Consider the following 25,195-nt stretch of genomic DNA (forward strand, 5'->3'; position numbering starts at 1 on the left):
ATGTCGAACGGTTGTGGCAGGCGCTTCATGAGACAATAACCCGAAATCACCAGTGCAGTTCAATGTGGCAACTGTTGAAAAAGGTCCATCACTTTATGAATACCGTCAGCCCATTCCCCGGGGGAAAACATGGGCTGGCTAAAGTGTAGCGGTATTAGGATCAGTTATTTAGGCTAAATCCGGGGTGAATGAGGCCCGGCCCAGAAAGGGGAAATTTCTTTTTCATGGCTATATCCTGCGTTTAATTTACTGAATGTGGATTCTGTTCCATACCATCAGGCTGCGTTTCCCCGAGACTCAATAATACGTTCATTAAGCCAAGTGTTTACCTCATCTTCAAACCAGCCAACCCGACGCAGGCCAATTCGAAATCCACGCGGGAATTCTCCTGCGTTAATCATTTCTTGAAATGCGCTATCAGATTTTACGCGAATTATTTTCTTAACTTCTGTTTTTAGCAGGATCTTTCTTTCAGTGTGGTTCATTTTATCTCCATTGATAACTGGTTATTACCGAACTACACCGATATTTGAGCATGAGAAATTAATATATTGTTGAAGTGTGTAAAAATAGTTTGAAGTTAGCAATGTGAACTTTTTGAAGGTGTGAAAACCATTTGTGAAGTTAAGCTACGCCCTTTTTGAAGTCCATATCTAAGGGCGAATAGATTTTTTAAGTGTCAGTCAGGTAACCTTGTCGCGTATTGTTCAATTGCAGGGCGAATCCAGTCCCTGATTGCTCTGTCAGTTACCTCGACCCCATTCCCATATTCATTTATTGCAGATTCAGCAGCTCTGATTATCGCTGATTGATTTATTTTTCCGCCACGTTTGAAGTTGTCACTTGATTTTCCTAATGCGATAGAGAGTCCGGCAATAATCATCATGGCAGTGTCTTTTCCATTAAAGATATCTGGATTTAATAATACTGGTTTGCTTTCTGGAATTAATAGTTCTTCCGAAAGTTCTTTCTCAGCCCACTCCCAGGCATCATTGGAAAGAAAGTCTGCACTGACTACATTTGAATTTATAGACAAATTTTCAATATCACCGAGCATACAATCATCAGGTGATGAACTATAACGATGGTCATATACGAAAACTCGTAGCGGCTTTATTTCATTTAGCTTTATAGCGGCTTTGTTGAATAAATGGATTTTATGCTGTGGTACTATGAAAACGGTTGTTTCAGATAACATAAAATCAATGCATTACATGCTTGCGTATGACGGTGTTCTGTCTGGCATCAGCGTTTTCTACCAAAACAGTGCAGACAAAACAGAATGATTACCTATTATTCAACAAAGCCCTTTATAGCCTGAATAATAGTTTCTTTAAACGTTTCAGCTTCACGCCAGCCAATATGGTTACCGTTACGAGCCGTTTCTATGTCGTCGCAATCGAATAATCCAGCCATGACTAAAGCTAGTTGTTCTACGCTTACGATTCGAAGCCTTCTGATATGCCGTGGTATATCAATCATTACGTCACCTCACGCCCTCTGTAATGGAGGCCACGCCAGCCCGTAGAGGTGTACGAGGGTTCGGGAGCTACCCTAGACGTGGCCTGTTCTGCTATTGTCGGTTTGCTACTGTTTTATGCATGATAGAGTGTTTTCATTGTGAGTGCATCGGTGTACTGTATAAAATTACATGTTAACAGCTACACAACACAAATCCCGCGCTTTCCTGCTGCCAGAGTTATGCCCGTAGCCGCGCTCTCAACAAATTCTCCCCACCAGCGCATGAGTACGATACGCTTTTCAAGATAATTGCTGCGGTTGTACGCCCGGCGTACTTCGTTGGTGTCTACGTGGGCGAGGGCGGCTTCTATCACATCCGGCTCGAATCCTTCCTCATTGGCTGCGGTACTGAAAATGGCACGCAGACCATGAGACACCAGTACACCTTGATAACCCATGCGGCGAAGAGCCGCATTAGCGCTCTGGCTACTCATCGGTAGGGTTGGCTTCTTAAAGCTGGGGAATACATATTCGCGGTGGGCGCTGATAGGTTTCATTGCTTCCAGAACGGCCAACGCCTGCTCGCATAGCGGGATGATATGATCCCGGCGCATCTTCATGCGGCCCGCGGGAATCGTCCAGGTGTTATCCGCTAGGTTAATTTCTTCCCATCGGGCTTCGGCAGACTCAACCGGACGCGTTACGGTCAGTAGCTGCCATTCAATTAACAGGCGGGTGTGCCGTTCGATGCTGGCAATGGATAGAGTCTGCATGAGTTCGGGAAGCTGCTCTGGCCGGATAGTCGGCATATGCTTTTTGACCGGAGTAGGGAAGGCTTTACGGACGTTCGCGGCGGTGTTGATTTCTATCAGGCCACTATTGGCCGCAAAATCCATAATCTCATTGATGCGCTGTAACACGCGTTTGAGCGTTTCCAGATTGCCCCGCGCTTTGATGGGCTCCAGAATGGTGACGAATTTACGCGCCGTCAGCTCGTTGATAGGGGTGTTACCGATGTCCGGGAGCACATATTTTTCTAGCGATCGCCAGATGTCCTTGATGGTGTTGGCGGCAAGGTTCTGGCTCTTCTTCATCTCATACCAGTCAGCGGCTACCTTCTGGAAGGTATTCCCCCGGCGTAGCTCTTCGGCTTCGCGCTTTTGCTGCTGGTGGATTTGTGGGTCGATGCCTTGTGCGATTAATGCGCGGTACTCGTCTCGTCTTTTCTGGGCATCGGCAAGGGAAAGGGCATCCAGCGATCCGAAGCTCACCAGCGCACGCTTTTTATCGGTGGGGCGGTAGTAAGAGAATCGCCAGATTTTGGAGCCGCTGGGTTTGATTAGCAGGTACAGGCCAGCGCCATCCTGTAGCGTGTACTCTTTGTCGGCAGGCTTCGCCGCCTTAATCTCGGTATTGGTTAGCGGGGTAGTTATACGCGCCATAGTTATACGGCCTTTAGCTATACGGTAGTCATATAGCTAACGGTATAGCTAAAAATTCCGGTTGTAAACGGTCAATACCGATACCTACAGACAACAAAAAACCCGCAAACTCAGTGAGAATGCGGGTTTCTGTGGGGTTTTCGTATGTATCCGATACATCCAAAATAATGATTTGGTCGGCACGAGAGGATTTGAACCTCCGACCCCTGACACCCCATGACAGTGCGCTACCAGGCTGCGCTACGTGCCGAACTTTAGAGGGCTAGTCTACTGATTATCAGCACGAATGCAAGCGTTCCAACGTCTAACTGCCTTATTATTAATCAGTTAGCGATAAAACGCTTCTCTTCTGTGAGCACCTGCAACAACAGCGCCAGCTCGGGTTTATGATCCTTCAACGTATTGCCGTCTGCGTCGTAGGCGCGATAGCTACCGTTATTGTTGAGCACCAGCGTGACTTTCGGCGTGGTGATGACCAGCTTATTGTCTTCGCTACTGGTCACCCAGTCATGACGGCGCTGTGCCGCAAACAGATCTTCACCCTGCGCATAATTCACCGGATTCGTTCGCACATGCAGCAAGCGCTGCATCAGCGTCACCATCACGTCCTGATGATCGGAAAGGCGCGTCACCGTCTGTGCGGGCGTGTCCGGCCAGTGAATCACCAGCGGCACCTGCAGGTTTTGGCGATTTCCCTCGTTATCCGGATCGCCCTCCAGCGCGATACCGTGCTGTGCAGTAATCACGACCACGGTGTTTTTCAGCAAATCACGCTGCTGTAGCGTGGTGAGGATCGCCTGAATCTGTTCATTTAGTGCCGGTGCCTGGCGCAGATAGCTGCGCTGGCGGGTTTTGTCATTGTTGCCGCTGATATCCGGTCCGTTCAGGGCCAGCCAGGAGAACCATGGCGTGCCGTCAACTTTTTGCGTGCTCAGCCAGTTTTGCCATTGCGATACGGTGCTGGCATTGGGCTGATCGCCGCTGGCAGGCAGCGAGTAATCTGACAACAGCGCCTGACGGTACAACGGCTGGTTGAAGCCGTCAGAAGAGAACAAACCAAACTGATAGCCCTGCGTACTCAGCGCCGTCAGCAGGGCAGAAGGCGTACGTTGCGCCAGCACGCCGTTCATATAGCTGGGTGAAATACCGTAGAACAGGCCAAACAGCCCTCTTTCAGCGTTATCGCCTGCGCTGAAGTGCTGCGTGAAACGCACGTTCTGACGGGCAAACACGCCTAGCGCGGGCAGCGCCGTGTCGGTGTTGGCGCTGTTCAGGCCATCCACCGTGATCACTAACAGGTTATCGCGCGTACCTTTATCCGCAAAGGTGATATCGCTCAGCGGATACTGCACGGCCGCCGCTTCGGGATTGCCTTGCTGTACCAGGCGGCGTTGATATTCCTGCGCATCCAGTAAGCCGTGGCGCTCCAGGAAACGTCGCGCGGTCATCGGGTAGGAGAGCGGCAGATTGGCGCGTTGCATAGTAATAGGGCGGTAGAAGTTGGCATCCGCCCAGATATACATCAGGTGGCTGGCAAAGAAGGCGCAGATAAACAGGGCCGCCAGCGGTTTACCAAAAGAGCGGCGGTTCAGGCTACGTAGCTTCTTCCAGCTCCAGGTGGCAAACAAAATCTCCACCAGAAAAATCAGCGGCACGCCGATAAACATCAACTGCCAGTCGCGCGCCATCTCACTTTGATCAGGATTGATCACCAGTTCCCATACCACCGGATTAAGGTGAAGATGGAAACGGTTAAATACCGCGCTGTCGACCATCAGCAGTGTCAGCCCTGCCGTGGCCACCACCGACGACAGGACCCGCATCAGACGTTGCGACATAACGACGAACGTCAGCGGAAAAATAATCAGTAAATAGGCGGCAAAGACAATAAAGCTGAAGTGGCCAATCCAACTGCTGTACGCATAGATACGTCCCGCCAGGGAGGCAGGCCAGTCGGCAACCAACAAATAGCGGCTACCCAAAATGAGCGCGAAAAAGATATTAAACAGAGCAAACCAGTGTCCCCAGCTAATCATCTGAGAAACTTTTTCGCGGTAGCGCTGTCGGTTGGTTACCATAGTTTTACGTCAGACCGGCAAATTAATGAGTACTGTCGTCTACCGACGCCTGTAGCGCATCAGCAAAAGAACGAGCCAGAGCGCGGCGTTGCGCAGGCGCAACATCGCTGTTAATCAGGTTGGTTACCATGTTCCCCAGAACCATCAGGGAGAGATCGGTGGGAGCCTGGTCTTTTTGCAAAACCTGCGCCATTTCCGCGAGGAGTTGTTCAACGCGTTGGTCGCTGTAACGGGATGATTGTGGCATAGCGAAAACTTATCTCGTCTCAAAAGGCGATATAGTACCGGAACAACGCACTTTTTTCCGCAAATTTATCGAAAGCATCCGGTCTGAATTATGCAGAGAGTTGAAAGCTGCTGCTGGCGGTGTTTGAATACGCGCCTGTGCTACCAGGAGGAGTTTACCATGAGTCTGGATATCGACCAGATTGCCTTGCATCAGTTAATTAAACGTGATGAAAATCAGCTAGAGCTGGTGTTGCGTGATTCGTTACTGCCGGCCACCAGCACGGTCGAAGCAATGGCGGAAGAGTTGCACCGTGTTTACAGTGCGAAGAGTAAAGCTTACGGGCTGTTTAATGCGGAAAGCGAACTGGCCGAGGCGCTGCGTAACTGCCGCAAAGGACATGATGATTTCCTCGCCTTTAGCCGGGCGGCGACCGGACGCCTGCGTGATGAACTGGCAAAGTATCCCTTTGCAGAAGGCGGCGTGGTGCTGTTTATTCAGTATCGTTACCTGGCGGTAGAGTATTTACTGGTGGCGATATTGAACAGCCAGTCCAGTATGCGCGTCAACGAACAAATGGATATCAGTAGCACACACTATCTGGATATCAATCATGCGGATATCGTGGCACGTATCGATCTCATCGAATGGGAAACCAATCCGGAATCCACCCGTTACCTGACTTTTTTGCGCGGCCGGGTCGGGCGCAAAGTGGCCGATTTCTTTATGGATTTCCTGGGCGCGGAAGTCGGCCTGGATACCAAAGCACAAAACCGTGGCCTGTTACAGGCGGTAGATGATTACTGTGACGAGTCGAATCTGGATAAAAATGAGCGGCAAAATTATCGCCAGCAGGTTTACAGCTACTGTAATGAGCAACTTCAGGCAGGCGAAGAGATTGCGCTGAAGGCGCTGTCTGGCGAACTGCCACCGCTGGGGGATAAAACGTTTGAAGCGTTTACCCAGGAGCAGGGCTATGAACTGGAAGAACATTTCCCGGCCGACCGCAGCACCTTACGTCAGTTAACCAAATTTGCCGGGAGCGGCGGGGGGCTGACGCTAAATTTTGATGCCATGCTGCTTGGCGAGCGCATTTTCTGGGACCCGGTGACGGATACCCTGACCATCAAGGGCACGCCGCCCAACCTGCGCGAACAGCTACAGCGTCGTACCAGCAGTAAATAATGGCGAGCCGGACACGGCGTTCCGGCTGACCGCAGACAAAATAAAAGGGCCGGTTTCGCAACCGGCCCTTCTACTTTCAACTCACCCGGCGATTAAGCGCGAACGAAGTCGATGTGGTGCAGTTTTGGCTTGAACGGGTGACGCTGAACAGCCTGCACTTTAACTTTGGTTTCTTTACCATCAACAACCAGCGTCAGAACTTCTTCGTAGAAGCCTGGCTTCGCTTGCAGGTTCATTACCTGGTCGTGGTCAAGGTCGATAGAAACAGCCGCTTCTGAACCACCATAGATGATGGCCGGGAAACGGTTTGCTGCGCGCAGGCGGCGGCTCGCACCCTTACCCTGCTCTTTACGTTCTACTGCATTGATAGTGAACATTAATACGTCTCTTTATAATTTCTGCTACAGGCGACCCAGTAACAGAAGGGTTATTCAACACCGCTGATGCACATGCAAAAGCGGGCGGCATTATAGCCGTAATCCCCCACCGGGGCAAACGCTAATACGACCTAGCGGAGTTCATTGGCCCGGCGGAAACGGCCCTGATAGTCAAACAGCTTCTCGCGAATCTGCCAGAAGCGGCCTTTGGCGCGCGCCACAACAAAATCGGGATGACGCAGCAGCGGCTGTAAGGCCAGCACATCGGCGGCGGTTTGCCAGCCCAGCGGCACGCCGGGTGCGCGCTGGTGCGGGCGCATAAAGAGCTGTTCGAAGGCTTTGCGTTGTGCAGGGGTTTGCAGGCGAAAGCGCTCGCTGACGCTGGTGCCGTCTTCATCAAAGTAGGTGGCGTTGAGCCATTCGCCTTTTTCATCGCGGCCCTGTTCCAGAGTCATGCCACCGCAGCGCAGAACCCGGGCATCTTTCAGTTTCAGGGCGGCTTTGAGCATATCGTCAGGATCGACCAGAATCTTGTCGCATTCGCGGCAGCGACGCGCGGCAATGTCGTTCTCTGCGTTGCACTCCGGGCAGTTTTTAAAGCGGAAACGGTAGTCGCACTGTTCACGCTCGCCCTCGTCGTCCTCTAAAACGCCCTGGCATCGCCGGCCGAAGTGCTCAATCACCATGCCATCGCTTGTGGCTTTGCCCCAGAAGGTGTTGGCGAAACCGCAGGCAGGGCAAAACACCTGCACGGGCTCATTGTCGCTTTTCCCTTTTGGCGTCCCCACTTCAGGCGTAAACAAATCGTGGGGATTACCGGCATAGTCCAGAATCAGGCAGTCCTTCTTGCCGGGAGACAAGCGCAGACCACGCCCGACAATCTGTTGATACAGGCTGACCGATTCCGTGGGTCGCAGGATGGCAATCAGGTCCACATGCGGCGCATCGAAGCCGGTCGTTAACACGGCGACGTTCACCAGAAATTTAAGCTGCTGGGCTTTAAAGGCGGCGATCAGGGCATCGCGGTCTTTGGCATGGGTTTCCGCCGAGACCAGCGCGCTGTTTTCCGGCAGCAGGCTCAGAATTTCCCGTGCGTGTTCGACCGTGGAAGCAAAAATCATCACGCCCTGGCGATCGTCGGCAAATTCCACAATCTGACGAATGATCTGTGGGGTAATACGCTGCTGCTGTTTAAGTTCCCGGTTCAGATCGGCTTCGCTAAACAGGCCATTCGCCTGCGCGGTCAGGCGGCTGAAATCATACTGCACGACCGGCATATCCAGCCGTTCAGGGGGCACCAGAAACTGGTGCTTAATCATATAGCGCAGGGGCAGTTCATAGATGCAGTCGCGGAACAGGGCTTTTTCGTCGCCACGCACCATTCCGTGATAATGAAAACGGTAGATCCAGCCCTTGCCCAGACGGAACGGTGTGGCCGTTAAGCCCAGTAAACGCAGGTTGGGATTGTGCTGACGCAGATGCGTAAAAATCTGTTGATACTGGCTCTCTTTGTCGTCACCAATGCGGTGACACTCATCCACGATCACCAGCGAAAAGGCGCTGTCAAACAGGCTGAGGTTTCGCGCAACGGACTGCACGCTGCCAAACACGACTTTTCGCTGACTCTCTTTACGCTGTAAGCCTGCCGCAAAGATATCAGCCTCCAGGCCGTAAGCCTGATATTTGCTGTGATTTTGCGCCACCAGCTCTTTGACATGCGCCAGCACCAGCACCCGGCCGCGGGCCAGGCGTGCCAGTTCCGCGATCACCAGGCTTTTTCCTGCCCCGGTGGGCAGCACTATCACTGCAGGTTCATGATGACGACGGAAGTGGGCGACGGTGGCATCCACCGCTTCCTGTTGATAGGGACGTAAAGTAAAAGACATGCTGCTCACTTTTGGAAAACCTGCTGCAATTATGCCACGAATCGTCTATAAACGCGCTGTCAGAGAGACGCCGTTCAGGCTATACTTCCCAGACTTTTTCAACGGTTAATAACGCCGTTTTAGTTTCCCTCCGCAGTAACAGGCAAAACACATTCATGCGACTCGACAAATTCATTTCTCAGCAACTGGAAATCAGCCGTGCTATCGCCGGACGCGAAATCCGTGGTCAACGTGTCACCGTTAATGGTGAGGTGGTGCGCGATACCGCATTCAAACTCCAGCCCGATCACGAGGTCGAGTATGACGGCAACGTGCTTCGGATGCAGACCGGGCCGCGCTATTTCATGCTGAATAAACCGCAGGGCTATGTCTGCTCCACGGACGATCCCGATCATCCTACCATCGTCTATTTCATCGAAGAACCGATGGCATTCAAACTGCACGCCGCAGGCCGGTTGGATATTGATACGACCGGATTAGTGCTGCTGACGGACGACGGACAGTGGTCGCACCGTATCACTTCACCGCGTCACCATTGTGAGAAAACCTACCGTGTGACGCTTGAAGCGCCGGTAAGCGACGATACCGCTGCGCAGTTCAGCGCAGGTGTACAACTGCATAACGAAAAGAGCCTGACCAAACCCGCACAGCTTGAGATCATCACACCGACGGAAGTCCTGCTGACGATCAGCGAAGGGCGCTATCACCAGGTCAAACGCATGTTCGCCGCCGTGGGGAATCGGGTGGTGGAGTTACACCGTGAGCGCATTGGCGCCATCGTCCTGGACGAGGACCTGGAACCGGGAGAATACCGCCCGTTAACAGAAGAAGAGATAGCCAGCATTGGCTTGCCTGACGAACTGGAACAGAAATAGCGAGAAAGCCGGTGCGCAAGGAAAAAAATTCGCCAATGGGGTTGGTGATCATTCTCGGCCTGTTAGCGATGTTGATGCCATTGTCGATAGATATGTATCTGCCTGCCATGCCACAAATTGCGCGTCAGTTTGCGGTATCCGCAGGCAGCGTACAGATGACGCTCAATCTTTATATTCTGGGCTTTGCCATTGGGCAGTTGATCTACGGTCCGCTGGCCGACAGCTATGGTCGCAAACCGGTGATAACGCTGGGCACCCTGATATTTGCCTGTGCGGCGGCAGCCTGCGCGCTTTCTCAGTCAATAGAACAGCTTATCGCGATGCGTTTTTTGCACGGCCTGTCCGCTGCGGCTGCCAGTGTCGTGATTAATGCCCTGATGCGCGACAGCTACTCGAAAGAGGAGTTTTCGCGCATGATGTCCTTCGTGATGTTAATCACCACCATTGCGCCACTGCTGGCCCCCATTATCGGTGGCTGGCTGCTGTTGCTCTGGAGCTGGCACGCCATTTTCTGGACACTCTCGATAGCCGCGCTGATTACCACCGTTCTGGTCGCGACCCAGATTCGGGAAACGCTGAAGCCTGCGCAGCGCCAGCGTTTTCATCTGCGCACGACGCTAGGGAATTTTGTGGCTTTATTTCGCCATAAACGGGCGTTCAGCTATATGCTGTCGAGCGGGTTCTCCTTTGCGGGACTGTTTACCTTTCTCAATGCGGGCCCGTTTGTTTACATCGAGCTCAATCATATTTCGCCGCAAAGCTTTGGCTATTATTTTGGCCTGAATATCGTGTTTTTGTTCATCATGACCCTGATTAACAGCCGCGCGGTGCGCCGTTTTGGCCCTGTCACCCTGTTCCGTTTTGGGTTACTGGTGCAGTTTGCGATGGGCATCTGGTTGCTGGTGGTCAGCGCGTTTGATCTGGGGTTCTTGCCGCTGGTCTTCGGTATCGCCATGTTTATCGGCTGTGTGTCCATGGTGTCATCAAATGCCATGGCGGTAATTCTGGATGAATTTCCGCACATGGCCGGTACGGCGTCTTCACTGGCGGGCACGCTACGTTTCGGCGTAGGCGCACTGGCCGGTGCGCTGCTCTCCCTGTTCAGCTTTAACAGTGCCTGGCCTATGGTGGGCACCATTGCGCTCTGTGCAACGCTCTCCGTTGCGCTCTTTCTCTACGCGTCACGTCCGCATTCTGCCGCCCGCTAAGCAGGCGGCAGCCTTCGCTGTCGCCTGTCCTGACCTGCAAAGACAATAATGTTTCTTATTTGTGAAAAAAAATAGCAAATAAAGTAATCACATTGGGTCTAAAATGATTGTTAGTTATCATTAAACGCGGTACATATAGCCCAAAATGAGATTCAACTCGCAATTTGGCTGATAACGCGCATGACAGGTTCGGCGCGCGATGCTGATACCGTTGGTGGTGAATTGGCTGCATTCTCTGGAGATACTGATCACTATGTTGCAACTTTCGGTGGTGCATCGTTTACCCCAGCGGTTTCGCTGGTTGAGCGATCGTCATAGCGTGATTGAGACTGACGATACGGATTCAGAAGAGCACGATGTTATCGCGCTTCGTCTGATAAGCCATGATGGCGTGCCCGCCTGGGAGATTTTGCATGAACTGAAAGACATGCTGACCGCCATTCAGGTCGATGGCAAAATTGCCGAGTGCGAAGGGCAACCCTGTCTTTTTATCCGCCGTTGTGATGAAAGCGCCACTAACTGCTGTCTGAAAAACCAGGGCGTTGCGATTGCGGAGACCTTTATTGGTCGCTGAGCGCCACTGACCTGAGCAGTTCGCGAGTATAGGCTTGCTGTGGGGCGGCGAATAACGTTTCACAGTCACCTTGTTCCACCACCTCTCCCTGTCGCAGGACGATCAGCTGATGGCAGAGCGAGCGAACTACTTCCAGATCGTGGCTGATAAACACATAGCTGAGCTGACGTTGCTGTTGCAGCCCACGCAGCAGATCCAGAATCTGTTTTTGGACCGAGCGATCCAGCGATGATGTGGGTTCATCCAGCACCAGTAGTTCAGGCTCCAGAATCAGTGCGCGTGCAATGGCGATTCGCTGCCGCTGTCCGCCCGAAAACTCTGCCGGATAACGATGGCGGCTCTCCGTGTCCAGCCCGACTTCTGCCATCACCGCGATAACCCGCTCTTCCTGCTGTGCCGCACTCAACTGCGGAAAATGCACCGCCAGCCCTTCGGCGATAATCTGCAGGACGGTCATGCGCGGATTAAGCGCAGAGTTAGGATCCTGAAACACTACCTGAATACGGCGGCGAAGCGGCAACAGCTGTTTACGTGACAATTGATGCAGCGGCTGATGATCAAACCAGACTTCGCCCTGAGCGGCTATCAGTCGCAGCAGGGCCAGCCCGGTGGTGCTTTTCCCCGAACCGGATTCGCCCACCAGCCCCAGGCTTTCCCCGCGTTTCAGGCGAAAACTGATCGAGTTGACGGCAATCTTTTCGCCCGTTTTACGCTTAAACAGCCCCTGATGCAGGGGGAAAGTGACGCGCAAATGCGCCACGTTCAGCATCACAGGAGATTCGGCCGCGAGCGGCACGGCGCGGCCTTCCGGGTTGGCCGCAAGGAGTTGCTGAGTGTAAGCGTGCTGCGGCTGACGAAGCAGAACCGCGCTGCGGTTGTGCTCCACCACCTGACCGGCGCGCATGACGCTCACGTTATCCGCCAGCTGACGAACGATGTTCAGGTTATGCGTAATAAACAGCATCCCCATATTCAGTTCCTGTTGCAGTTCACGCAGCAGGGTAAGGATTTGCGCCTGTACCGTGACATCCAGTGCGGTCGTCGGTTCATCGGCAATCAACAGCTTCGGTTGTGTGAGCAGCGCCATGGCGATCATGACGCGCTGGCGTTCACCGCCGGAGAGCTGGTGCGGAAAATCATTGAGTCGCGAGGCGGGCTGGCGAATACCGACGCGATCCAGACAGCGAATAATCTCTGCCCGTGCCGCTTCCCGCCGCAGCCCGTGATGCAAAGACAGAACTTCGTACAGCTGTTTTTCGATGCTGTGCAGCGGATTGAGAGAAACCATGGGTTCCTGAAAAATCATCGCCATTTGATTGCCACGCAGTCCGCGAAGGCGCTGCTCTGATGCCGTTAACAGGTTCTCACCGGCGAACAGAATCTCTCCCTGCGGATAGACGACGGCGGCCTCATGCAGGAGCCGCATGACAGACAGGGCCGTGACGCTTTTTCCCGAGCCGGATTCGCCTACCAGCGCCAGCGTTTCTCCCGCCTCAACGCACAGTGAAACATCCTTCACGACCTGATGCAGCTGTTTGCCCTGACGAAAGGCGATGGAAAGGTGATTAACGGCAAGCAGTGGCGCGTCCATTCAGACTCCTTTACTGGGATCGAAGGCGTCGCGTACGGCTTCACCAATGAAAATCAGCAGCGACAGCAGTATCGCCAGCGTAAAAAAGCCAGATAAACCCAGCCACGGTGCCTGCAAATTATTTTTTCCCTGCAGCAGCAGTTCACCCAGCGAAGGCGAACCGATGGGCAAGCCAAAACCTAGAAAATCGAGGGACGTCAGCGTGGTAATCGAACCGCACAGAATAAAAGGCAGAAAGGTCAGCGTAGCGACCATCGCATTCGGCAGCATATGCCGCAGCATGATGCGTGCGGCGTTGACGCCCAGCGCCTGCGCCGCGCGAATATAGTCAAAGTTGCGGGTACGCAAAAATTCGGCTCGGACCACGCTGACCAGGCTCATCCAGCCAAACAGCACGGTCACCAGCAGCAGCCACCAGAAGCTGGGCTGAACCACGCTGGACAGCAGAATCAGTAAAAACAGCGAAGGCATACCGGACCAGACTTCTGTAAGTCGTTGTCCTATCAGATCTGTTCTGCCGCCAAAGTAGCCCTGTATTGCGCCAATGACGATACCGATGACGCTGGAAAACAGCGTAAGCAGCAGACCGAACAGAAGCGAAATACGCAGACCGTACAGCAACCGCGCCAGCACGTCGCCACCGTTGGCGTCAGTACCCAGCCAGTTTTGTCGCGAGGGAGGTGAAGGGAAAGGCACCTGTGACGCAAAATTGAGGGTATTGGCTCCAAAGCGAATGGGTGCCCAGAGCGCCCAACCCGCTTTTTCCAGCCGCTGTTGCAGCCAGGGATCCTGATAATCGGCTGCCGTCGCAAAGTCGCCGCCGAAGTCAGTTTCGCTGTAGTTAAAAAACAGGGGCGCGTACCAGCGGTGCTGATAGTGCACCAGCAGCGGCTTGTCGTTGGCAACCAGCTCGGCACACAGGGAAAGAACAAAGATAAACAGAAAAATCCACAGCGACCAGTAGCCGCGTCGATGATGCCGGAAGCGCTGCCAGCGTTGCTGGTTTAAACGCGAAATCTGCATTATCGCCTCTCAAAATCGATACGAGGATCAACCAGCGTGTAGGTCAAATCACTCAGGATATTCATCAGCAACCCAATCAGGGTGAAAATATACAGGGTACCAAACATCACCGGATAATCCCGCTGGACGGTGGCATCAAATCCCAGCAGACCTAAACCATTCAGCGAGAACATCACCTCAATCAGGACCGAGCTGGTAAAAAACATACTAATAAAGGTGGCGGGGAAGCTGGCTATCACCAGCAGCATCGCATTGCGGAACACGTGGTGGTACAGGATACGGCGCTCGGAAACCCCCTTAGCCCGGGCGGTGACGACGTAATGTTTGCGAATCTCATCAAGAAACGCATTTTTGGTCAGCATGGTTAAAGTAGCAAAACCGCCAATGACCGTAGCCAGCACCGGAAGCGCAATATGCCAGAGATAATCCCCCACCTTGCCGTACCAGGGCAGGGTGGCAAACTGCGGCGAGGTCAGCCCGCGCAGGGGAAACCAGTCGAAATAGCTGCCGCCGGCAAACAGGACTATCAGCATAATACCGAACAGAAAAGCAGGCACCGAGTAGCCAATGATGATGAACGTGCTGCTCCAGATATCAAACGGGCTACCATTCCGCACGGCCTTTTTTATCCCTAACGGAATCGACACCAGATAGATAATCAGTGTGCTCCACAGGCCGAGGCTGATGGATACCGGTAAACTCTCTTTAATCAGTTGCAACACAGACGCACTGCGAAACAGGCTGTCACCAAAGTCAAAGCGCAGGTAGTTCCACAGCATCGAAAGATAGCGCTGCCCGATGGGTTTGTCGAAACCGTAACGCTTTTCAATTTCGGCGATCACTTCCGGGTCCAGACCACGTGCGCCGCGATACTGATTATCGCCAGGCGTTGAGCGGTTCAGGCCGGCCCGTGTTCCGCTGCTGTCAGCGCCGCCTGCGCCGGGCATGCCGCTGGTCTGGCCAAACTGAATGTTCGCCAGCGCCTGATCAACCGGGCCGCCGGGCGCGATCTGCACAATGAAAAAGTTGAGTGTGATAATGGCCCACAAGGTCGGAATGATCAGTAACAGTCTGCGAAAAAAGTACATTGCCACAGGATGTCCTCAGCGTCGGTTAGCGGGCAGGCGGCCGGCTTTACTGACGTCATACCACCAGTTATCCAGTCCCGTACTGTAATCAGGTTTCCTCGCAGGATGGGAAAATTTATTCCAAAAGGCAAGGCGCTGGTCGGCGCTGTACCACATCGGGATCATGTACGCATTCCACAGCAAAATGCGGTCCAGCGCCTGCCCCAGTGGCAGCAAGGCGTCGGCGTCACCCTGATGGTCGACAATCGCTTTAACGAAGTGATCAACGACGGGATCCTGAACCCTGGCGTGGTTCCACGAGGACTGAATATAGTCCGACTGCCAGCTAGCCTGCAGGTTACGTGAGGGCGTTGGCATCGCGAGATACACCGTGCTGACCATATCATAGTCGCCGCTGCGCAGGCGACGCAGATACTGAGAGCTGTCAATCTGACGCAGCGTTAAGGTGATCCCCAGGCGGGAAAGGTTATGCTGATAGGGAAGGGCCCATTCGCTGTTGGTGCCACCGGGCAACAGCAGCTCTGCCGTAAAGGGTTTTCCGTTCTTATCGTTCACCAGGCGTTGGTTTTTAACATGCCAGCCAGCCTGGTTCAGCAGGGACATGGCTTTAAGCAGGTTCGTGCGATCGTAACCGCTGCCATGGGTTGTCGGGGGTGCCCAGGCGTCGGTAAAGATGTCCGGCGGTAACTGCGCACGGAAAGGGGTGAGTAGTCGTTGCTGTGCGGCATCAGGTTGGCCCTGTGCAGCATATTTTGTATTCTGGAAATAGCTGCTGGTACGTTTAAAAGCATGATAGAACAGCGTTTTATTCATCCATTCAAAATCAAAGGCCAGCGCCATCGCCTGGCGTACCCGTCGATCCTGAAACAGGGGTTTTTGATTATTGAGCGCCAGCCAGCGCGTATCAATTGACGCGGTATTGGGCATAGATTCTTTCACAATCTGCTGATCGTCAAAGTGACGGCCACGGTACTGCGTTGCCCATTTTTTCGCGGACGTCTCTTCTCGCAGGTCGAAAGCACCGGCCTTAAACGCCTCAAACGCCACGTTGTCATCCAGGTAATAGTCGTAACGCATGACGTCAAAATTAAAGCGCCCGCGGTTGACCGGCAAATCAGCTGCCCAGTAGTCCTTCACGCGACTGTACTCAATAAACTGGCCCAGCTTCCAGCGGCTGATGCGGTAAGGTCCGCTCGACAGAGGAGGCTGACTGAGCGGTTCGTTAAACTTTTTATTCTGCCAGAAGGTATGCGATATCACCGGCAGCGATAGTAAGCTCAGCATCAAATCTTTGTCGGGTGCCGGTAACGTAATACGCACCGTCAGACGATTAACCGCCTCCATCGTCACGCCGCGATAATAGAGACGAAACTGGGGCACGCCTTCGGTCATGAATGTGTGAAACGTAAACGCGACATCCTCAGCGGTAATGGCAGAGCCATCGTGAAATCGCGCACGCGGGTTAAGGGTGATCTCCATCCAGCGAAAATCAGCGGGATGACGGGCGGATTCGGCAATCAGCGGATAGTAACTGCCGGGTTCATCATCCGACGTGGTAAATAAGCTGTCATACAGTGTGCCGGTGCCCGCCGCCGGATTGCCGCGCGATGCGTAGCGGTTGAAATTGTCGTAGGTGCCGGGCACAGCCTGAACAATTTTGCCGCCCTTCGGCGCGTCAGGGTTCACATAGTCGTAATGATGAAAGTCCACGGCATACTTCGGCGTGCCCAACTGAGCAAACGTGTAACTGACCTGCACCGGGCTGGCGTGCAGCGGGCTGGTCAACCAGCAGCACAGCAGCAAAACAACATAGCGGAACGGCATAAAGAGGGCGGTCTCCTGAACGTTTTGACACCGCAGCGGTGTTACAGGCTGATGGACTGGCTGGTCTGGCGCAGAAAGAACGCCTTGACCTGTTCGGGCGGTAGCGGGCGGCTAAACAGATAGCTCTGCAAATGTGTCACGCCACGGTTGATCAGCCAGCTTGCCTGCTCATCCGTCTCAACGCCTTCCGCCACGCTCATCAGATTCAGTTTCTTTGACAGCTGTAAGACTGTATCCAGTACGGGCGAGGTAATTGTTTCGGTGCCAATACTTTGAACAAACCCACGGTCAATCTTCAGATAATCAAACGCATACTTTTCAAGATAGATTAATGCACTGTGCCCGGTACCGAAATCATCTACCGCAATTTTAATTCCGCGCTGATGAAGCCAGTTAAACAGTGCGGCCGCGTTACTGTTTTCCACCACAGCACGTTCAGTAATCTCAAAAACGTACTGAAAGTGATCGTGCGGCATGCTGTCTTGCCAGTACAGCACATCATCGCGAAAGCTACAGGCACCCAGATGCAGCGGCGAAATATTAAGACTGATGCAGGTTCCTTTCGGCAGCGTGTGGCGCAGTAGATGTGCATCACGTGCAACCAGCTCAAAAAGGTGCCGGGTCAGGGGAATGATTTGGTTTTGCGCTTCGGCATAACTGATAAAAATGTCGGGTGAGATTGCTTCGCCTGAAGGGTGCGTCCAGCGAAGCAGCGCCTCAATGCCGTACGATTGCCTGTCTGCTGCTGTGATGATGGGCTGATATTCAACATGAAACTCGCCACGTCGAATGCCCATCGTGATTTCTTTACCGGGACAGTAACACCCAGCTCATCCCGCTGACAATTAACGCAAACAACAGGCTAATCAGCATGATCGTTTGGTAGTCGCTCGCCGATAAGGTTGAACCATAAAGTGCAAACTGAAACGGCAATCCGTCCATTGGCGTCTGCATAAGGGGTGAGGGGATCAGGTGATTTCGCACCAGCGTGGGCTGCCAGCTTGTCAGGGCAGTATTATGCGCAAGTAACGCGATACCGGTAATTTTGGGGTGAGATGACGCTTTGAGTTGATAAGGTGACAGGCTGACATTCAGCGTGACAAACAGGCCTGACTGCTGGGTGCCAGGTTGTTTGATCCAGATCGCCAGCGCCGGTTTTGTTGGCTGCATTGGCGTTCCGGGCAGTAAACGAATATCCCTTTCACGTGTAGGATCGGTGCGCGGTGAGAGCGCGCTGAGCGGCTGAAAGAAACTGCCCGTCGCCGAGGAGCAAAAGGCATTACCGTCTTTAACCAGGATAATGGCGCGTATGTCACCCGCAAAGGCTGCACGCGCGGTTAATTCGTGATTAACGATGTAGCATTCAGACTTAACTAAGGGAAGCAGCGGAATGAGGGTATCTGAAATAAGGGCGTTCACGCTGTGCTGAAAATCGGTGCTGCTGTCGATGAGCAACTGCTTGTGTTGTTGCTTGCGATGGTGCTGGGTCTGAATAAGCAAAACAGACGTTAACAACAAGAAAAACAAACTACCAACAATCGCGCTCTTCCACGCGATGCGACGAGGATAAGTTGCCTGGCGTATCAGCGCCCGCGACAATGGCATGAAGTGCTTCCCCTGATCAAAATACAAAACTAAATGATGCACAATCGCACACATTTTCGCGTTTGAGAATATAACGAGTCAGTTAGTAATGTCTCGTTATTATTTTGATAAACAAGTATTTTTTACGTTGATTCGCTGGATTCAGAAAAAAAAACGCTGCATAGGCAGCGTTCTTTTTTCTCTGGCTGAGAGGACGTTCGTTCTACACTAGCTCGGATTGCGACTTAATACCCGACGTGCTTCGCGATAACGTTTTTTCCAGTAATCTTCATTAAGGCTGGAGATCATCACGCCGTTGCTGGTCGAGGCATGAACAAAGTTGTCGTTGCCAAGATAGATACCAACATGACGGCCGGTGGAACCTGCACGGAAGAGGACTAAGTCACCCGGGCGCAGTCTGCTGCGTGCGATTTCTTTCCCTGTTCCCTGCTGTTCGGAGGTCGAACGAGGAAGATCTAATCCAAATTGTTCACGAAAAGTACGCTGTACGAAAGCGGAACAATCAATGCCGCGTTTAGTATCACCGCCAAGACGGTAACGTACACCTTTCCAGCTCGCGTATTGATCCATGATGCGTGTCTTAACATCGACATTACGCACCATCTCTTCGAACTCATCCTGAGACGCTTGAAGTAAAAAACCATTCTGGTTGTTAACTTCATGATTCTCGATTTTTGCGTTATGGGTACTGCTACAAGCTGAGAGGAGTGTTGCCAGCGCCAGAGCGGGCGCTATCCGCCAGATATATCTCAGTATTGGTTGAGACTTGACCATTATTCGGGTTTTCCTTCGAAGTCCTTACGACAAGATTGTCGCCAGCCAGATGACAAAACGGAATGAGATTAATAAGCCAGCCAGAACAAGACAACGCTTTAATTATAAAAATGTGTAAATCACCACAATTTATCTGTTAAAGAATGCTTAATACCGCGACTTCTTTCTCACTGCGACCGAGATTAACCGATTCCCGAGGCCGTGGCGAGTGCTTTTAATCAAATTCTGATAGGTTTTTTTGATACTTATCAAACTTAAATGACTTGTTCACTTTATCAACAGGAATGCAAGTGTAATAACAGGATGAAAGGGGAAAACAGACGCTAATTCCAGGCATAGTGCGGGTTACGGGGAGGGCGGCGGCGCGGCTGGCTTTCATCAGACAGGATAAATCCAGTAATATCATCGGCTTCAGTGTGATTTTTTGTTAGCGTGCTAATTGTTACTTTAAGTTTTTTATAAGTAAGGGCGGTTTAAAATTTAATCATTAACCCGCCCTCGCTAATTAATTACCCTTGGGGTTTATTTTTGCCCGGTAATTTGTGATAAAACCAATTAACCAGATAATCACTTGCCGGTGTTAATAACCACCAGCTCAATCCCACCAGAACAACAGAAAGCGAACCTACCGTAATATCCGTAAACCAGTGCGCGCCAGCCATCACGCGCGGCAAAGCGAATAAAACGACAATTACCACGCCGACTAAAAACGGGCGAAAGCCAAAATAACGCCACATAAATGCCGCAAAGATCATCAGCATCATGCCATGATCGCCGGGAAAACTGTCCTTTGACGCATCTTTAGCGGGAATGCCGGTCAGCTCACTGACACGATGCACGCCGTCAAAAAACAGCGTCGGGCTGGCGTGTTTGACCGGCAACAGATGGCCGGCCTGATTCAGAACGACCGCAGTCACAAGCATGGTAATGCCAATGGCCAGCATACGACGTCGACCGGTGGGCGTTTCGCGGTACCACAGCCACAGATAGAGCAAGCCCATTGCCAGCAAGGACACGGCATCAAAGCCGCGAAAATTAGTGATGGCAACCAGCAGGGCAAACGCCGGGTGAGCAACCATCTCATTATTGAAGGCGAAAAAAATCCCTTTATCAATTTCAAACCAAAACCCGTGATGAGGCGGTAAGTACCAAGAAAAAAACAGCATCATCCCCAGTGCATTAAGCAGGAGGATGGTGACAAGACGTGTTGCGTGCATAAATCTGCCCCAGTAAAAAAATAACCGCCGACCATAACCATGTCAGCTTAAACGAATCTTCAACAAGGCGGATTGTAAACTATTCCAGTCGGCAGGTGCGGAATGAATCATCTCAACACGGCTGTCTGGCGACGTTGTGTCCAGCAATTCATAATGAAAATCCTCCCCCTGACGATTGATACTGACTGAGCCTTCCTTTATTCGCAGGAAGCCTTTGACCCGATCTACAGGGGCAAGCCGCGCCCATTCAAGCAGGGGCTGAGCGTCAAACACCGTTTCATTGTCAAAAAGCCAGCCGCAGGCGACATAACCCTGGCCCTGATTGAGCGCCCGACGCCACGCGCTCTGCCCGTCAAGACGCATTGCCGCAATACCACTGCCCGGGGGCGTTGAATGAGAGTGATGTGCAGGATGCGGAATGTCACGCGGCGCACCTCGCGGTTTGTCCAGTAAGGCTGGAGGGATACGGCCAAATTCCGTAGCCACAAACGGGCGATCGGCCTGATGCGCTGTCCGCCATTGTGCCAGGCGCTGCTTATCATGGTCACTCCAGCGATCGCGTTTATTGCCAATGATGATGTCGGCAGCGAGGAGTTGATCGCGAAAGTTTTCATTATTGAGGATACGTGGGTCGGCAAGCTGGCGCGCATCCAGCAGCGTCAGCGTCGCCTGAAGCGTGAGCCAGGGTTCATAGGCAGGCGAGGTCAGCATGGTCAGGAGCTGGCGGGGATGGCCGAGTCCAGTGGGTTCGATTAATAAACGGTCGGGTTTAGTCTGCTTTAACAGCCTGTTCAACCCAATCTGCATGGGCAGTCCGTTAACGCAACACATACAGCCGCCGGGAATCTCTTTTAGCGTGGCGCCGCGGTTGGCAAGTAATGCGCCATCAATACCTATCTCACCGAATTCATTGACCAGTACAGCCCAGTTTTCCCCGGCGGGCTTATGCGCTAACAGGTGAAGCAACGTAGTGGTCTTTCCGCTGCCTAAAAATCCGGTAAGGAGGTTAACACGTGTCATGCCTGAGGCTCCTGCAAAGCATTATGCGAATATTGTTATAGCATAACAATATTCGCCTGCCGCACGCGCCAGTCTGGATCAGTCGGCGCGTCCCATATAGCGGCGCTCTGCCACATGGATGCGAATGCGCTCACCGTTACTGAGATATTCGGGCACCTGCACGACCAGGCCTGTACTCATCCCGGCAGGCTTTGTGCGTGCGCTGGCCGACGCGCCTTTAATTCCGGGCGAGGTGTCCACAATTTCCATGTCAACCGTCTGAGGCAGTTCAAGCGCCAGCACCTGTCCGTCCATGGTGAGCACCTGGATACCGGGAATGCCCCCTTCAGGGATAAACAGCAGTTCTTCTTCTATTTGCTCTTTTTTGAAGGCGTAAGGCGTATAATCTTCATCGTCCATGAAGACGTATTCATCACCATCAATATAAGAGAAGGTGACGCTGCGGCGGCTCAGCGAAATGGCATCAATAATTTCATCGCCTTTGAAGCGTTCTTCTACTTTCATGCCGGTGCGCACATCGGTAAAGCGCATTTTATACAGCGTTGCCGCGCCCCGGGCGCTTGGGCTCTGGACATCAATGTCTTTCACCAGCAGCAGTTTGCCGTTATGGGTGACGGCCATTCCTTTTTTGATTTCGTTCGCTTTTGGCATTGCGGTTCTCGCTGTCAAAGTGATAGTGCGCGCAACGTTACTCGCGCGGACGTGAACAGGCAAGACAGCGCGAAAAATTTTGTGCCTGATGGCGACTAACAGGATAAAGCCGTCACAGTATACATCATGGATCATGACGTCATTGGCGTTGCAAAGGCGACATCACAGCATGACCGGCGATCGGTGCCTGGCCTGTTTCTCTGTAAAGGTGATGTCAGGGTAAGGCACGTTCTGTTATCGTGCGCGCTTTAGCGGTTCGAGGAGATAAAAGATGGAATGTCGTACAGACTGTGGCGCATGTTGTATTGCCCCGAGCATTTCCTCGCCCATTCCGGGAATGCCACAGGGCAAACCCGCTAATACCCGGTGCGTTCAGCTTGCGGATAATAACCTCTGTAAAATTTTTGGATCGCCTCTGCGTCCGAAAGTGTGCGCCGGACTACAGCCATCGGTTGAGATGTGCGGTAGTAACCGTCATTATGCGATGGATTATCTGATTCACCTTGAGCAAAGTACCGCCCCCTGATTTCCCCGGTGCAGGTTCCCGTCTTCGCTGCGTTCGTTGTCTTTTGAGACATCATCACTGTTTAAAAACGCCGCATTTCTGGCTGTATTGTCGACGGCATAATTTATCCTCTGGTGCATGTTAATCGCTCCCTGCCTGCATGGCGTCCTGAATTTGTTCGTATCTTTGTGAAAGTGTTTGCTGACGCTGAAGCAGAGCCGAGGCATGCGATTAATGGCAAGGAGCTGACGTTGCTGAAATTCCCCTCCTGTTAACCGACCTCATGTCACCCAGACTTCAGCACGCTTTTTAAGATTATCCTCTGATCTCACTGAATTGTGCGTAACGTCAAAGATCTGCTACGTCGTTGACGCATTTTCTTGCCAGTGACACGCATGTTCAGCACAATTCTTGAAACGTTTCAGCGTTGCTGTAGCGGCCTTTACTGGCACGAACAGCAAGATTCGACACCAGTAAGCTGAAACGATTCAATCAGCAAGCGAGGAGAATTATGTTCCAGCTCGAATTGCAGGCCATCCATACCGGAGCCAGCGCCCAAAATAAAGAAGATGCGATTCGTCAGGTTGCGGCGGCACTTACTGCTGCAGGTAACGTGGCGGAAGGTTATGTCAACGGTATGCTGGCACGTGAGCAGCAGACCTCTACCTTTTTGGGTAATGGTATTGCCATTCCTCACGGCACCACCGACACACGCGATCTGGTGCTGAAAACCGGCGTGCAGGTCTTTCAGTTTCCGCAGGGCATTGCCTGGGGCGACGATCAGACCGCCTATGTCGCGATTGGTATTGCGGCCAAATCCGATGAACACCTGGCCTTGTTACGTCAGCTTACGCATGTGCTGAGTGATGACTCTGTTGCCGAACAGCTTAAAACGGCCTCAGCGGAAGATCTGCGTGCGCTGCTGATGGGTGAGAAGCAGCCCGCGGCGTTCAGCTTTGACACCTCACTGATTACCCTCGACGTCAATGCACGTGATTTGATGACGTTGCAGGCCTTAAATGCCGGGCGTTTACAGGCGGCGGGCGTGGTTGATGCCAGCTATGTCGCGGATGTGGTGTCCCGCCATCCTCTGAGTCTGGGACAGGGCATCTGGCTCAGTGACAGCGGTAAAGGCAATCTGCAAAGCGGCGTAGCCGTCAGCCGCGCAGCGAGCGCGTTTGAGCACCAGGGCGAACCGGTCAACATGCTGATAAGCGTGGCAGCCGTTGATGAGCGTCCTCTGGACGTGCTGGGCTACCTCAGCGCTCTGCTGCAGAGTAATAAGGCCGATCGTTTATTAAAAGCGGATGCGGCAGGTGTTTATGCCCTGCTAACCAGCGAAGTCGACGAGCAGGCGGACCAACTGACTGCAGAATTCACGATCCGCAACGAGCATGGCTTACATGCGCGTCCGGGTACGGCACTGGTGAGCGTTATCAAGCAGTTTAACAGTGAGATCACGATTACGAACCTCGACGGCAGCGGCAAACCGGCGAACGGACGCAGCCTGATGAAAGTGGTCGCGCTGGGCGTGAAAAAAGGCCATCGCCTGCGTTTCACTGCCAGTGGTGATGATGCACAGCAGGCATTAGATGCCATCGAAGAAGCAATCAACAGCGGATTAGGTGAGGGGGCAGCATGACCAGACGTGTGGCAACTATCACGTTGAATCCTGCGTACGACCTGGTCGGCTATACGCCTGAAATTGAGCGCGGTGAAGTGAACCTGGTAAAAACCACCGGATTGCATGCTGCTGGTAAAGGCATCAATGTTGCCAAAGTGCTGAAAGATCTGGGGATTGATGTCACCGTAGGGGGCTTTCTGGGGAAAGATAACCAGGATGGTTTCCAACAACTGTTCAGTGAACTGGGGATTGCTAACCGCTTTCAGGTGGTCAATGGCCGTACCCGCATCAACGTCAAGCTCACCGAGCAAAACGGGGACGTCACCGATCTCAACTTTTCCGGCTTCAGGGTGACCGCGCAGGACTGGGATCGTTTTACCAGCGATTCATTAACCTGGCTGGGTCAGTTCGACATGGTTTGCGTTAGCGGCAGCCTGCCGGAAGGTGTCGATCCTGACGCCTTTACCCGCTGGATGACTGAACTGCGCACCCATTGCCCTTGCATTATCTTCGACAGCAGCCGTGAAGCGCTGGTCGCAGGCCTGAAGGCCGCACCATGGCTGGTCAAACCCAACCGTCGCGAGCTGGAAATCTGGGCGGGACGTAAACTCCCTACGTTGCAGGATGTGATTAACGCAGCGCACGAGTTGCGTGAGCAGGGCATTGCACATGTGGTGATTTCTCTGGGTGCAGAAGGCGCACTTTGGGTCAATGCCTCAGGTGAATGGATTGCTAAACCGCCGGTGTGCGAGGTTGTCAGCACCGTTGGGGCAGGTGACTCCATGGTAGGTGGCCTGATTTATGGCCTGTTAATGCGTGAATCCAGTGAACATACGTTACGTCTGGCTACTGCGGTAGCCGCGATGGCCGTGAGCCAGAGCAACGTTGGCGTTACCGATCGTACCCAGTTGGCCGCAATGATGGCGCGCGTCGACTTACAACCCGTTAACTAACAGCAGGA

General features: G+C 52.8%; 23 protein-coding genes, 1 tRNA gene and 2 pseudogenes. 8 read left to right on the plus strand and 18 right to left on the minus strand.

The annotated features are described in order from the left end of the window. Window positions 1-149, plus strand: a pseudogene (locus F7Q90_RS17075) (IS630 family transposase); the annotation flags it as partial. 126 nt (window positions 150-275) lie between these two features. On the opposite strand, the gene F7Q90_RS17080 reads toward F7Q90_RS17075, so the two are convergent. From F7Q90_RS17080 to F7Q90_RS17110, 7 genes are all read right to left on the minus strand, one after another. Further along, window positions 276-485, minus strand: a complete 210-nt coding sequence (locus F7Q90_RS17080; RefSeq protein WP_044242207.1) for a helix-turn-helix transcriptional regulator — start codon at window positions 483-485, stop codon at window positions 276-278. Window positions 486-679: 194 nt separating this feature from the next. After that, complete coding sequence (locus tag F7Q90_RS17085; RefSeq protein ID WP_151161036.1) at window positions 680-1,198, minus strand: hypothetical protein; 519 nt, start codon at window positions 1,196-1,198, stop codon at window positions 680-682. Between the two features lie 95 nt (window positions 1,199-1,293). Further along, the gene (locus F7Q90_RS17090; protein WP_100208620.1) at window positions 1,294-1,482 is read right to left on the minus strand and encodes a hypothetical protein; all 189 of its coding nucleotides are present in this window, start codon (window positions 1,480-1,482) and stop codon (window positions 1,294-1,296) included. 179 nt (window positions 1,483-1,661) lie between these two features. After that, on the minus strand, window positions 1,662-2,903 hold the full coding sequence (locus F7Q90_RS17095) for an integrase domain-containing protein (protein ID WP_006119978.1): 1,242 nt from the start codon (window positions 2,901-2,903) through the stop codon (window positions 1,662-1,664). Between the two features lie 173 nt (window positions 2,904-3,076). Then, window positions 3,077-3,153 (minus strand) — tRNA-Pro (locus F7Q90_RS17100). A 73-nt stretch (window positions 3,154-3,226) separates the two neighbouring features. Next, window positions 3,227-4,981 carry an LPS biosynthesis-modulating metalloenzyme YejM gene (gene yejM, locus F7Q90_RS17105; protein ID WP_006119977.1) on the minus strand — a complete coding sequence of 585 codons (1,755 nt, stop codon included), beginning with the start codon at window positions 4,979-4,981 and terminating at the stop codon, window positions 3,227-3,229. Between the two features lie 22 nt (window positions 4,982-5,003). Continuing rightward, the gene (locus tag F7Q90_RS17110) at window positions 5,004-5,228 is read right to left on the minus strand and encodes a YejL family protein (protein WP_006119976.1); all 225 of its coding nucleotides are present in this window, start codon (window positions 5,226-5,228) and stop codon (window positions 5,004-5,006) included. A gap of 159 nt (window positions 5,229-5,387) precedes the next feature. On the opposite strand from F7Q90_RS17110, the gene yejK reads away from it, so the two are divergent. Beyond that, complete coding sequence (gene yejK, locus F7Q90_RS17115) at window positions 5,388-6,392, plus strand: nucleoid-associated protein YejK (protein WP_006119975.1); 1,005 nt, start codon at window positions 5,388-5,390, stop codon at window positions 6,390-6,392. Window positions 6,393-6,484: 92 nt separating this feature from the next. Here the strand turns inward: yejK and rplY are convergent, their stop codons facing one another. Continuing rightward, a complete protein-coding gene (rplY, locus tag F7Q90_RS17120; RefSeq protein WP_006119974.1) occupies window positions 6,485-6,769 on the minus strand; it encodes a 50S ribosomal protein L25 in 285 nt (94 codons plus the stop codon). A gap of 131 nt (window positions 6,770-6,900) precedes the next feature. Then, entirely contained in the window at window positions 6,901-8,655 is a 1,755-nt protein-coding gene (locus tag F7Q90_RS17125; protein ID WP_006119973.1) for a DEAD/DEAH box helicase, read from the minus strand. Window positions 8,656-8,810: 155 nt separating this feature from the next. Here F7Q90_RS17125 and rsuA point away from each other — a divergent pair, with 155 nt between their 5' ends. From rsuA to F7Q90_RS17140, 3 genes are all read left to right on the plus strand, one after another. Continuing rightward, window positions 8,811-9,530, plus strand: coding sequence for a 16S rRNA pseudouridine(516) synthase RsuA (gene rsuA, locus F7Q90_RS17130; RefSeq protein ID WP_006119972.1), 720 nt, complete (start codon window positions 8,811-8,813; stop codon window positions 9,528-9,530). Between the two features lie 11 nt (window positions 9,531-9,541). Continuing rightward, window positions 9,542-10,738, plus strand: coding sequence for a Bcr/CflA family multidrug efflux MFS transporter (locus tag F7Q90_RS17135; RefSeq protein WP_006119971.1), 1,197 nt, complete (start codon window positions 9,542-9,544; stop codon window positions 10,736-10,738). Between the two features lie 253 nt (window positions 10,739-10,991). Continuing rightward, complete coding sequence (locus tag F7Q90_RS17140; RefSeq protein WP_033740957.1) at window positions 10,992-11,312, plus strand: YejG family protein; 321 nt, start codon at window positions 10,992-10,994, stop codon at window positions 11,310-11,312. On the opposite strand, the gene yejF is transcribed toward F7Q90_RS17140, so the two are convergent. The 9 genes and pseudogenes from yejF to yeiP all read right to left on the minus strand — a co-directional run bounded on the left by yejF (window position 11,299) and on the right by yeiP (window position 22,105). Continuing rightward, window positions 11,299-12,903 carry a microcin C ABC transporter ATP-binding protein YejF gene (gene yejF / locus F7Q90_RS17145; protein ID WP_006119969.1) on the minus strand — a complete coding sequence of 535 codons (1,605 nt, stop codon included), beginning with the start codon at window positions 12,901-12,903 and terminating at the stop codon, window positions 11,299-11,301. The genes F7Q90_RS17140 and yejF overlap by 14 nt on opposite strands. Then, complete coding sequence (locus tag F7Q90_RS17150; protein ID WP_006119968.1) at window positions 12,904-13,926, minus strand: ABC transporter permease; 1,023 nt, start codon at window positions 13,924-13,926, stop codon at window positions 12,904-12,906. It lies immediately after the preceding gene. After that, the gene (locus tag F7Q90_RS17155; RefSeq protein WP_006119967.1) at window positions 13,926-15,020 is read right to left on the minus strand and encodes a microcin C ABC transporter permease YejB; all 1,095 of its coding nucleotides are present in this window, start codon (window positions 15,018-15,020) and stop codon (window positions 13,926-13,928) included. The genes F7Q90_RS17150 and F7Q90_RS17155 overlap by 1 nt, the downstream gene beginning before the upstream one ends. 9 nt (window positions 15,021-15,029) lie before the next feature. Further along, a complete protein-coding gene (locus tag F7Q90_RS17160) occupies window positions 15,030-16,838 on the minus strand; it encodes an extracellular solute-binding protein (protein ID WP_006119965.1) in 1,809 nt (602 codons plus the stop codon). Window positions 16,839-16,879: 41 nt separating this feature from the next. Beyond that, a pseudogene (locus F7Q90_RS17165) lies at window positions 16,880-18,443 on the minus strand (cyclic di-GMP phosphodiesterase). A gap of 207 nt (window positions 18,444-18,650) precedes the next feature. Continuing rightward, entirely contained in the window at window positions 18,651-19,217 is a 567-nt protein-coding gene (gene mepS / locus F7Q90_RS17170) for a bifunctional murein DD-endopeptidase/murein LD-carboxypeptidase (protein ID WP_006119961.1), read from the minus strand. Window positions 19,218-19,726: 509 nt separating this feature from the next. Continuing rightward, window positions 19,727-20,434, minus strand: a complete 708-nt coding sequence (locus F7Q90_RS17175; RefSeq protein WP_006119960.1) for a phosphatase PAP2 family protein — start codon at window positions 20,432-20,434, stop codon at window positions 19,727-19,729. A 42-nt stretch (window positions 20,435-20,476) separates the two neighbouring features. Further along, window positions 20,477-21,454, minus strand: coding sequence for a CobW family GTP-binding protein (locus F7Q90_RS17180; RefSeq protein WP_006119959.1), 978 nt, complete (start codon window positions 21,452-21,454; stop codon window positions 20,477-20,479). A 78-nt stretch (window positions 21,455-21,532) separates the two neighbouring features. Further along, window positions 21,533-22,105, minus strand: a complete 573-nt coding sequence (yeiP, locus tag F7Q90_RS17185; RefSeq protein WP_006119958.1) for an elongation factor P-like protein YeiP — start codon at window positions 22,103-22,105, stop codon at window positions 21,533-21,535. A 271-nt stretch (window positions 22,106-22,376) separates the two neighbouring features. Here yeiP and F7Q90_RS17190 point away from each other — a divergent pair, with 271 nt between their 5' ends. The 3 genes from F7Q90_RS17190 (at window position 22,377) to fruK (ending at window position 25,187) form a co-directional block, all read left to right on the plus strand. Beyond that, window positions 22,377-22,631 (plus strand): YkgJ family cysteine cluster protein, encoded by a 255-nt coding sequence (locus F7Q90_RS17190; RefSeq protein ID WP_006119957.1) that lies wholly within the window; start codon window positions 22,377-22,379, stop codon window positions 22,629-22,631. Window positions 22,632-23,121: 490 nt separating this feature from the next. Then, window positions 23,122-24,252 carry a fused PTS fructose transporter subunit IIA/HPr protein gene (gene fruB / locus F7Q90_RS17195; protein ID WP_006119956.1) on the plus strand — a complete coding sequence of 377 codons (1,131 nt, stop codon included), beginning with the start codon at window positions 23,122-23,124 and terminating at the stop codon, window positions 24,250-24,252. Next, the gene (fruK, locus tag F7Q90_RS17200; protein WP_006119955.1) at window positions 24,249-25,187 is read left to right on the plus strand and encodes a 1-phosphofructokinase; all 939 of its coding nucleotides are present in this window, start codon (window positions 24,249-24,251) and stop codon (window positions 25,185-25,187) included. Before fruB ends, fruK begins: the two co-directional genes overlap by 4 nt. The last annotated feature ends 8 nt before the right edge of the window (window positions 25,188-25,195 follow it).

The organism is Pantoea stewartii subsp. stewartii (assembly GCF_008801695.1).
In the GTDB taxonomy this organism is placed as follows: domain Bacteria; phylum Pseudomonadota; class Gammaproteobacteria; order Enterobacterales; family Enterobacteriaceae; genus Pantoea; species Pantoea stewartii.